Source organism: Okeania sp. SIO3B5, from assembly GCF_010692555.1.
GTDB lineage: Bacteria > Cyanobacteriota > Cyanobacteriia > Cyanobacteriales > Microcoleaceae > Okeania.
In genome coordinates this window covers 1-10,542 of record NZ_JAAHHG010000348.1, presented here as the reverse complement: position 1 = coordinate 10,542, position 10,542 = coordinate 1, and the positions used below count along the sequence as shown (strand labels likewise).

Here is a 10,542-nt window from a genome sequence, read left to right as displayed (position 1 = left end):
AAGTTAAACCCGTAAAAATAGTTGAACGATAGCCTTTAACTATATCTTCTTTTTTTAAAGTACGAGTTGAATTAGTAGTAAAATCAAAAAAAGTTACACTTTCAACAAAGTCGTATATTGTAGATTTATGTCTCCACCCTCTCCCTGCATTCATAGCTAATGCTCCACCAACTGTGGCAGGTACTGAACTCAGATAATAAAAAGAGTCAAATGAATTTTTGTAGCACAACTTGATAACATCTATGACTAGCGTTGAAGAAGAAATTTCAAATTTGTTGTTAGTCACAGGTTGAATGGATTTTTCCAATTTATTTTTTAAAATAAGGGTCTTGACATTTTTTCTAGTAAAGAGAGTATTTGAACCATTACCCAAAATATAAACATTAATATTATTTTCTTTCGCCCATCTACAATAATCCTCAAACTCTTCTAGGTTAGTAAATTCTCCATAATGTTCAAAGTTATGTTCTGTTTTGTAAAAAGACATACTATTAGTTGTAATTTTTTTGATTTCAACCATATTTTTATTTATTCTATATGTTTCTATAAATATGTAGTTGCCCAAAAGCTAAATTATTTCAGCTCAAACCGTAAAATTTAACTTACACATTTAGAGCTGTTTGTAAATATTGTTGAGAATATTTAACTAAATCTTCTCGTCGATTGTTTACTGTAGCGTAGTTTATACTTTTTTGTTGATTGTCTAAAGCATCTGGTTGATTATCTAATAATCGTTCTTTTAGGTCAAAAGTTTCTAACAAGTCCATAACTTTTTGATTTGTATTTCCGTAAGGAATAAAGCTAAAGTTTTTCTGAAAAATTATTGAAAAAACTACTCCATGGAAAGAATTTGTAATAATATAAGAGGCATTATAAAAATAACCTAACCACTCTGGTACGCTAATCCCTACGAAATTTTTATCAGTCATAGAAGCAGTCGGATTTCCAAGAGAAATTATTTCTAAATCCTGTTTTTCAACTAGCTTTTTAACTAATTTTTTGCCATTAGTATTGACAATACCGTGATGATTATACATTAATATGTATTTATTTTTATATTTAGGTTGTTCAAGTAAATCTGTATAATCTATATAATCTATTAAAAAAGTTGGGTCTAAAACTTTTTTAACATGATCTACACCTAGAGAGTTTAATATTTTTATTCCATTGGAATCGCGGACCGAAATCATTTTATAATCTTGCAGAAGACTGACTATTTTAGTATGATTATCTCCTAAATTTTTTGTTGTGCCAAAACTTGGTGCATAGCTGATTTTACAAGTATTCTCACCATTAATAAAATCCAGAAAAAAAGAAGTATCAAAGTCTCTAATAGAATTGATACACCAAGTTTGATCGCTACCTGTGATCGCTACATTATATTGATGGTCATAAGATAATAATTGACTTCTTTGGTAGAAAGTTTTTTGACTCAATTTCATCTTTGACTTTAGAAATAATCTCATTTTTATCGATTTTATGATTTGACCAATAAAAAATGAGTTAATTTTAAATTTTTTCTCACTTGCACTTAATCTTCTTATGGGGAAGATATCTTTTAAGTAATGCCAAACAGCTTTTAATGGGCGATAATCAATAATTTCTACATTATAGCCCAAACTATCAATATACTTCCAAAGAGCATAAGCTTGTAGTGTTGCACCGTAATTACTTGTATGATGAAATGTAATTATTCCGACTTTCTTTTCACTCACTTTACTATCCTCATAATTTTTATTGACCATAAAATAGCACTCTGATTTTCTCTACCAAAATTATTTGACAACAAAACATAGTATAGAGAACTCAAATATTTTGATTTCACAAATAAACTAAAAGTATTTTTTCTAAGCCGATATGATATTGACTTAAGAGATTCTATTGCCGACTCTGGTATTACTAATTTTATTTTTTCTTTATTAGTTTATTTTTCCAATGGTAAAAAGGACTCAGGAAAATACTTAGGAAAAGCTCCATTTCTCCAGCAGCAACTATATCGGTCTTGATAATATTTCTATACTTGATAAAGTGAAGCATTATTTTTCGTAAGTCATTTACCATGTGGGCAGGTACAACAAAAACATTTTCCCAAGGTTTATAGGCAATCATTCTTGTTTGGTACCGACTTAAACCTACTCCTTTAAAAAATTTAATTATATAATTCTTTTCAAAACGAGATTTTGGCATTTTGTGATCGATATTCATATCCTTATTAAACCAAAGTTCCCAACCAGCATAGAAAATATATGACAACATTTCTACATCTTCACACTTTGTTAGTAAAGAGTTACCAGATACTCCAGTAATCTGTTGACATTCAGGAACGCTTTCGAGCCAAGCCTGTTTACGAATAACTATCCCCGCACCGGGAGGAAACATTTTTTTTCTGGTATGCTTATACTTCTCATTGTAACAATAAGTTTTATTCCCTTCTATAATTGCAAAATAACGAGCTATTCTTCCAAATCCTTGAGGTGGTTCGACTTCAAATTTACCATGAATTTGTCCCCCATAAGCACCAGCATTAGGATGTTCTTGAGCAAATTTATAAGCCTCTGCTACCCAGTCAGGATATGGTAAATTATCATCATCCAAAAATCCGATTAAATCACTTTTGGCCTCTTTGAGAGCACTTCTTCGCGCAAAAGCTAATCCTTGTTTAGTTTCAAAGCAATATCGAAGAGGATAAACTTCACTCCAATTAGATATTTGCTCTTTTACTACTTCGGCAGTGTTATCGGTGCTATTGTTGTCAATAATCAGTATTTCCCAGGTAATTTCCTCTGTCCCAACTTGCGATCGCAATTTATCCAAAACCTCTAATATGCGGTTTTGTCCATTATAGGTACATATAGCTACTGTAAAATCTAGCACAAGTAGTTAACTCCTATCAAAGTCATTAGTCATTCAATATTATATACTTTTTTCCGAGCTTTGACTGCTCAGAAAAACTTATAAAAATTTTTTTTGATAACTGTTTTACCCAATGTATAGTTTCAATTAAGTATCTTAATAAGCAAGTTACTGGTATGGGATACTCAAAAAACATCTTCTTGAAAAATTTTAATTTTTAGACGATTTTAACAGTAAAATATACTTGTTATCAAAATTGTTTTTGAGTTATTTAGACAATTCCTGTAAATTATTGATTTTCCTCAACAGATTAACTGTTTAATAGTCTTACTTTTTATAATATATAGAATTAATATATATTGTTTCCCTTTTTTCTTATTTATTTCTTTTTCCTCCTTCTTTAAGGTTACTATTACGGTATCATTAGATCGCCCTTGATATTATATTACAACTACTTAGGTAGTGAAATCCGAATCAGATATTTGGTGCAATCCCGGTTTAAAAAAAAGACTCAATAAATCACAATCATTAAATAGTATTGAGGAGTAGCCAGTATCAATTGGCCATAGTATCTAAAAATTATAGTTTAGTATATTTGAAGATATCAAAACACTAGACCATTACCTCAATGCTTCACTAAAATTAATTTACCTAGATAGAAAAGATAAACACTATGAGTACAACCCTAGAAAAAGGTAAAATCAGTATCCATACTGAAAATATCTTCCCAATTATCAAAAAATCTCTCTATACTGACCATGAAATTTTCTTAAGAGAATTAGTTTCTAATGGTGTAGATGCTATTGCTAAACTTAAAATGGTAGCTCGAACTGGAGAGTATAGTGGTGATGTTACTAATCCAGAAATAGAAATTAAAATAGACAAAGAAAATCAAACTCTCTCCATTACTGATAATGGAATAGGGATGACCGCCGATGAAATTAAAAAATATATTAATCAAGTTGCTTTCTCCAGTGCTGAAGAGTTCATTGAAAAATATAAAGGTGGGGATGAAGACGCAATTATAGGTCATTTTGGTTTGGGCTTTTACTCCTCCTTCATGGTTGCTAAAAAGGTAGAAATTGATACCCTTTCCTATCAAGAAGGTGCAGAAGCTGTTCATTGGAGTTGTGACGGTTCTCCAGAATTTGAATTATCAGATTCTCCCCGCACAGAACGAGGTACAACTATTACCTTAACTCTCCAAGATGAAGAAAAAGAATATCTTGAAACTACTCGAATTCAACAGTTAATTAAAACCTACTGTGATTTTATGCCAGTGGCAATAAAATTTGAAGGAGAAGTAGTTAATAAACATAAGGCAATCTGGCGAGAATCTACTCAAAATGTTACTCAAGAAGACTACCTAGAACTATATCGTCATCTTTATCCTTTCCAAGAAGAGCCTCTATTATGGGTGCATCTCAATACTGACTATCCTTTTATTGTTAATGGTATTCTTTATTTTCCTAAATTAAAACCAGATGTAGATGTCACCCAAGGTAATATAAAACTATTCTGTAATCAAGTATTTGTTACCGACCATTGTGAAGAAATTATTCCTAAATTTTTAATGCCTTTACGAGGAGTAATTGATAGTACAGATATTCCTCTTAACGTCTCTCGTAGTTCTCTGTTAAGTAATCGAACTGTCAGAAGAATAGCCGATTATATAGCCAAAAAAGTAGGCGATCGCCTGAAAGAAATTTATCGCGATGAAAAAGATAAATATATCAGTTGTTGGCAAGATGTAGGTACATTTGTTAAGTTTGGTGCCTTAAATGACGATAAGTTTAAAAAGCAAGTAGAAGACATCATAATTTTCAGAACTACAGCCAAACTTAACCCAACTGAAACAACTGAAATTGAAGCAAAACCTGCAGTAGAAGTACAAGCAGAAGGAGAAGATGTTTGGCAAGAAGTAACTCCAGAAAATTCTGATGCTAAAAACACTGATGAACAAGGTTTTTATTACACCACTCTCAAAGAATATTTAGAACGTAATAAAGAACGCCATGAAAACCGGGTCTATTATTGTACTGAACCTGCATCTCAAGCAACTTATGTAGAACTACATAAAAATCAAGGATTAGAAGTTTTATTCCTCGACTCTTTCATCGATACTCACTTTATTAGTTTTCTAGAAAGAGAATATCAAGATGTTAAATTTTCTCGAGTAGATTCTGATTTAGATGAGACATTAATCGATCAAGAAAATCAATCAGAAATAGTTGATCCAACCACCAATAAAACTCGCAGCGAACAAATCAAAGAACTATTTGAAAAGGCGCTTAATAAACCCAAAATAAACGTTAAAGCTCAAGCATTAAAATCAGAAGATGCCAAAACTACCCCACCAGCAATGGTATTGTTGCCAGAAGCTATGCGACGGTTAAGAGATATGACTGCTATGTTGCAGCAGGAAAAAGCAGAATTTCCAGAAGACCACGTTTTAGTGGTAAATACAGCTCACCCACTGATTCAGAATCTGGCCAATCTCAGTCAAGGTAGTATTATTCAGGGCAGCGGGGAGTCTCCATCGGCAGAATTGGCCAAACAAATCTGTCATCACGTTTATGATTTAGCTTTAATGGCACAAAAAGGTTTTGATGCTGAGGGTATGAAAGAATTTGTCGAAAGATCTAATCAGGTTTTGACTCAGTTAACTGAAAAAGTAATTTGATCGAATTACAGCAGTTTTCATTTAAGTAGACTACAAAATTCTTTTGATTTAGGGAGTAGGGAGTAGGGAGTAAAGGAGAATGCTTTAGCTACTGTAGTCTATAATTGAAAACCGCTATAAATCCCCGTGACAAAAATAACTTCTAACTTCTAACTTCTGACTTCTGACTTCGTTAAAGGCAGTAGGAGGATGCTTTGGCCACTGTAGTCTATCTATTTGAAAACCGCTATAAGTTGAAGCAAGAAGGTTGATTAACTTTTTCACTTATGAAACAATGGATAGGCTGTGGAAAAAATTTAGGTAGACAAATCATGGGTCGTAAATGTCAATTGACTGGAAAGAAAGCTAATAATGGCTATGCAGTTTCCCACTCCCATATCCGCACCCACAAGTTGCAGCAAGCAAATCTCCAATGGAAGAGAGTTTGGTGGCCTCAAGGTAATCGTTGGGTAAAACTGCGACTATCAACTAAAGCAATTAAAACTTTAGAAAGCAAAGGTATACAAGCTATGGCCAAGGCCGCTGGCATTAACTTGAATAAGTGCTGATATATTTTTCTTTATACTCCTCTAATTTAACCCTGCCCTACACTTGATGAGGACAGGGCTATTTTTTTTCTGGTTTTTTCCTAATTCTTTTTATCCCACATTCCGCACCACAAAATGTAGCAACCGAAGAAGGAGTCAGAAGACAACCCACCCCCGCCCCTCCCAGGAGGGGAACTCAGGAGACAGAATTTTAGAAGAAAATCATAGCTGTTCTACCTCAGACATTTGAAAAAGAGGATTTGATATCAGAGATTTTTTGTTTGTTAAATAAATATTAAAGAGCGATCGCTACCAGGATTTCCAATTTTTGCGATGATATAATTTACTTATAAATACGGATGAGGACTGAGTCAGGAGGGAGAAAGAAGGAAAAGAAGAAGAAAGTTTTTTCTCACGCTTTTAAACGGACATGATATCTCTCAAGAGGACTAAATATATATTAGTCAGTCAAAATTGACTTCAGCAATGTAGCCCTAAAATCATTTATGGACAGTTTTCAGAAGTTTTTCTTTGTCTATTATCTACTCACCTCTAATGTGAAACTCGGTTATACAGTTGTCCCACTCTATACTTCCATTCAATGCACACATAAAATACCGGAATATCTCAAGATATAGTCATTCTGAATAAGACTGGAACACTTTTTCAGCTAAAACTCTTTCAAGGTAAGAAACCCTTGTCCCAATCTTAACTGGAATGACTATAATTCCGACTCTTCCTACTCCTTTGTTTTTTCTCCCGACTAGGTATGTTTCCTATAAGTGAGGTAAATCTATAGTAGGCAAGATGTACGAACTTTATCGTTAATATTTATTTCTTCACATAGTTCATAAAAATATAGTCAAATATGACATATCCTTATTTTGCAGGAGTTACCCTGACGCTCGTGAACTACAACACCCTCTATCCCATAGTCAAAGACAAAAGAGAGCTGCTTTTCTCGTTATGTTTAGAGAACCGTTCACATAACTCATTGATTAACCCAGTAACTCTGAGCCAATTTGATTATACCATCAATACAGATAGTCAAAGTGATTAAATGTTGTCAAATATAAAGGCGCTCTTTTGTACAAATCAACGAAGATATTTGACATCACTTGACTACATAAGACTATATTTATGTGTAACTTTTATTATACAACCAAATCTGCTGTAAATACTGATTACTGAGTATTGAACGGCGTTGGTAACTGGTAAAATTATTTTCTCCAAGGGGTGATACCCATCACTTACTATGGTAGAATATTTAGATGTATCAGAAACAGATGGCTCTTAAGGTTTCATCCCTTGATTTACTAACTCTCTATTAAACTCCCAACTACGTGACTACTGACTAATTATCCGGATACTATATAAATCCTGATTTTTTCGTGTAAAATTTTATACTGCATAAGTAATTCTGAAAAAAAGATTGTTGCCCAATTACGAAAATATTAGGTATATTCTGATAGATAAAAAATTATAAAAGAAGTACATCATTATGACTGATATTACTGTAGCAATCCCTACTTATAATGGAGCTGAACGATTACCATTAGTTCTAGAAAAATTACGTTCTCAAATAGGAGTAGAAGGGCTATCTTGGGAAATTATTGTTGTAGACAATAACAGCACAGACAATACAAAAAAAGTTATCAGCAAATATCAAAAAAACTGGTCTAAAAAAAATCCATTAAGATACTGTAATGAAGCACAACAAGGTGCAGGATTCGCCAGAAAAAAAGCAGTAAAAGTAGCAAATTCTCCATTAATTGGCTTTTTAGATGATGATAATATTCCAGCAAAAAATTGGGTAGCAGCAGCTTATGAATTTGCTCAAAAATATCCAAAAGCAGGAGCTTATGCTAGTCAAATCCATGGAGATTTTGCTGGAGAATTACCACCTCATTTTGACCGAATTAAATCATTTTTTGCCATCACTGAAAGAGGAGACCAACCATTATTATATCAACCTGCAATTAAGGTAATACCTCCTTCTGCTGGATTGGTAGTTCGTCGGGAAGCATGGTTAGAAAGTGTTCCAGAGCAATGTATATTAAGTGGTAGAGTGCCGGGTTCAATGTTAACTGCTGAAGATACGGAAACTATTAGTTATATTCAACAAGCAGGCTGGGAAATTTGGTATAACCCAGCAATGGAAGTAATTCACAAAATTCCTCAACATCGAACACAAAAAGATTATCTAATTAAATTTTTCCGTGGTATTGGTTTAAGTCGTTATGTAACTCGAATGTTAGGAGTTAAACCATGGTTAAAACCACTAGCTTTTTTAGCTTATACAGCAAATGATAGTCGAAAAATTATCCGTCATTTACTCAAATATGGTTTGAAGTTACGAACAGATGTAGTCGCAGCTTGTGAGTTTGAACTATATATTAATAGTTTGAAAAGTCCTTTTTACTTGTGGAAGAATGGTTATTTGAATAAACTTGAACCAGACAATGCTTCAGTAGTAAAATCTCAAATACAGCAGATTCCAAGTATATGAAGTACAGATATTAACAATTAAATCTTCCCAGTGCGGGCATCTTGCCCGCGATAGTTATATCTCACTAAGCTGGAATCCGCTGTAGGTTTTAGTGGCATTGATTGTCAGTAATTTTAGTGAAAATTATTGCTTGGCCAGCACTTATATCATGTCCGGTTGAATAGTTATAACTAAGATAGTAGGGGAGTAGGGGAGTGAGGGAGTAGGGGAGTAGGGAAAATAGAAAGATTTACTGTTGAAGCACTCATGATAAGTTTTTTCATCACTAATTATCCGGACATGATATTAAAACGAAGTATAAAAATCCCTATAACTGGCTGCTATATTCTGAGATTGTTAAACAAGACTTGACAGTTACATTAACTTTCCTGTTAATGTAACCGTATCCGATTTATACGAATGTAAGTTTTAATTTACTCCTTTAACTACTTGAATTTTGTGAAGATATCAATAATTGCACACCACCACCACTTATGTCTAGTTGGATTTTCATACCAAATTACTCCTAAACCTAAATAACTTGTTTCTTCTGTTTTTTCTGCTTCTTCACAAGTAACTACATCTAAATCACCATCTCCATCTAAGTCAATTAAATGTACTAAATCATACTTAATCCCTTTTGGGCCACTAATATCATGAGCTGACCAATTTGGTTGGTAGATATCATTCTCATAAGATAACCACATTACACCTGATTTGTCTTGAGCATTTTCACAAGTAAATACAATATCTAACTTGCCATCTAAGTTAATGTCACCCACTTTAACCGCCTTAGCAGTGCCAGCAGTATCAGGAGGAATTTGAACAATAAAAGTTTTCCAACTATCAGCATTATTACCTTGCTGATGGTGAAATAGGATTTCTTTTCCTCTAGTGGCAACTAATATATCCAGTAAATTATCCCCATCAAAGTCAACAACATCAAGAAACATTACTTCTTTTTGGCGATCGCCAATTGGATGAAAAAGCCACTGCTGCTCCAATACTCGATCTTTACCTGGATTTTCTATCCAGAAACAGCCACTATTAGTACCCTTTCTGTCAGAACCTACAATATCTAAATCTCCATCTCTATCTATGTCTACTGAAACCAAAGACATAATCCATCCTACTGAATAAAGAGGATGCCATTGCCAACGGGTCAAATCATGGGCATTTTGTGGAGCTTGAAACCAACCTATCTGGGCATTTTCTTCTTTGCCTCCAGCTAAAATATCAATGCCATTCTTGCCGTCTATCTGCATGGGCAAACTAAACATCCACTTCTGCATACCCTCAGCAGCAGGAATACTCCTCGTCTTCCATAGGGTAGATAAAAAATAATCTCTTTTTTGACTAGGTGCCCAAGAAACTTGAAGACTTTTAACATCTCCCTCACTGGCACTAATGACATCAAATACACCATCATCATCAATATCAGCAAATACTGCATCCTCCGGGGAACCCACTTTACCCACTGTCACAGCTAACCAAGGATTTTTGGCCAACTTGTAACCAGGATTTCGATAAACTTTGACCTCACATCCTTCTTCCCAAGGAGTAACAATGTCCATCAACCCGTCATGATTTATGTCCCCTAATCTAACTCCATCAGCTCCCCTGGATGTATTATCTATAACGTGCATTTTCCAAGGGACAGTAGATTCTCCCAAAGCTGAATGGTTATAGGCGATCGCTACTAAAACGGTGAAAACTAAACACCACCAGAATTTCACCTAATGAGTCCTCGAAAAAATATGGTGGTGGTGCATAGTAATGGTAGAGAGAGTGTGGGGGGATGGGGAGATGGGGAGATGGGGAGATGGGGAGATGGGGGGATAGGGAGATTGGGAGATTGGGAGATTGGGAGATTGGGAGATTGGGAGATTGGGAGATTGGGGGATTGGGAGTGTGGGAGAAATTAAAAAATATATATCTTCTACCATTACCATGCAGGACTACCAAAAATATTATTTTGTATAAATTATTAA

At 34.0% G+C, this 10,542-nt stretch carries 7 protein-coding genes and 1 pseudogene; 4 read left to right on the top strand and 4 right to left on the bottom strand.

The window, feature by feature from the left end; all coding sequences use genetic code 11:
- The 3 genes from F6K54_RS31335 to hpsE (F6K54_RS31325) all read right to left on the bottom strand — a co-directional run.
- Positions 1-520 (bottom strand): FAD-binding protein (locus tag F6K54_RS31335; protein WP_293086649.1); only part of this gene is annotated, 520 nt, incomplete at its 3' end.
- Between the two features lie 82 nt (positions 521-602).
- The gene (locus F6K54_RS31330; protein ID WP_293086646.1) at positions 603-1,745 is read right to left on the bottom strand and encodes a polysaccharide pyruvyl transferase family protein; all 1,143 of its coding nucleotides are present in this window, start codon (positions 1,743-1,745) and stop codon (positions 603-605) included.
- Between the two features lie 160 nt (positions 1,746-1,905).
- Positions 1,906-2,874 (bottom strand): hormogonium polysaccharide biosynthesis glycosyltransferase HpsE, encoded by a 969-nt coding sequence (gene hpsE, locus F6K54_RS31325; RefSeq protein WP_293086643.1) that lies wholly within the window; start codon positions 2,872-2,874, stop codon positions 1,906-1,908.
- A 652-nt stretch (positions 2,875-3,526) separates the two neighbouring features.
- On the opposite strand from hpsE (F6K54_RS31325), the gene htpG reads away from it, so the two are divergent.
- From htpG to hpsE (F6K54_RS31310), 3 genes are all read left to right on the top strand, one after another.
- Positions 3,527-5,536, top strand: a complete 2,010-nt coding sequence (gene htpG, locus F6K54_RS31320) for a molecular chaperone HtpG (RefSeq protein WP_293086640.1) — start codon at positions 3,527-3,529, stop codon at positions 5,534-5,536.
- Between the two features lie 311 nt (positions 5,537-5,847).
- Positions 5,848-6,084, top strand: coding sequence for a 50S ribosomal protein L28 (gene rpmB, locus F6K54_RS31315; RefSeq protein ID WP_202223490.1), 237 nt, complete (start codon positions 5,848-5,850; stop codon positions 6,082-6,084).
- A 1,480-nt stretch (positions 6,085-7,564) separates the two neighbouring features.
- Positions 7,565-8,572 carry a hormogonium polysaccharide biosynthesis glycosyltransferase HpsE gene (gene hpsE, locus F6K54_RS31310; protein WP_293086637.1) on the top strand — a complete coding sequence of 336 codons (1,008 nt, stop codon included), beginning with the start codon at positions 7,565-7,567 and terminating at the stop codon, positions 8,570-8,572.
- Between the two features lie 425 nt (positions 8,573-8,997).
- On the opposite strand, the gene F6K54_RS31305 is transcribed toward hpsE (F6K54_RS31310), so the two are convergent.
- Entirely contained in the window at positions 8,998-10,287 is a 1,290-nt protein-coding gene (locus F6K54_RS31305) for a VCBS repeat-containing protein (protein WP_293086634.1), read from the bottom strand.
- Between the two features lie 62 nt (positions 10,288-10,349).
- On the opposite strand from F6K54_RS31305, the pseudogene F6K54_RS31300 reads away from it, so the two are divergent.
- Positions 10,350-10,542, top strand: a pseudogene (locus F6K54_RS31300) (hypothetical protein); the annotation flags it as partial.

What these genes read in the sequence shown, in the direction of transcription:
- htpG (WP_293086640.1), top strand. Translation starts at nt 3,527, where the DNA reads ATGAGTACAACCCTAGAAAAAGGTAAAATCAGTATCCATACTGAAAAT.
- hpsE (WP_293086637.1), top strand. Translation starts at nt 7,565, where the DNA reads ATGACTGATATTACTGTAGCAATCCCTACTTATAATGGAGCTGAACGA.
- F6K54_RS31330 (WP_293086646.1), bottom strand. Translation starts at nt 1,745, where the DNA reads ATGGTCAATAAAAATTATGAGGATAGTAAAGTGAGTGAAAAGAAAGTC.
- rpmB (WP_202223490.1), top strand. Translation starts at nt 5,848, where the DNA reads ATGGGTCGTAAATGTCAATTGACTGGAAAGAAAGCTAATAATGGCTAT.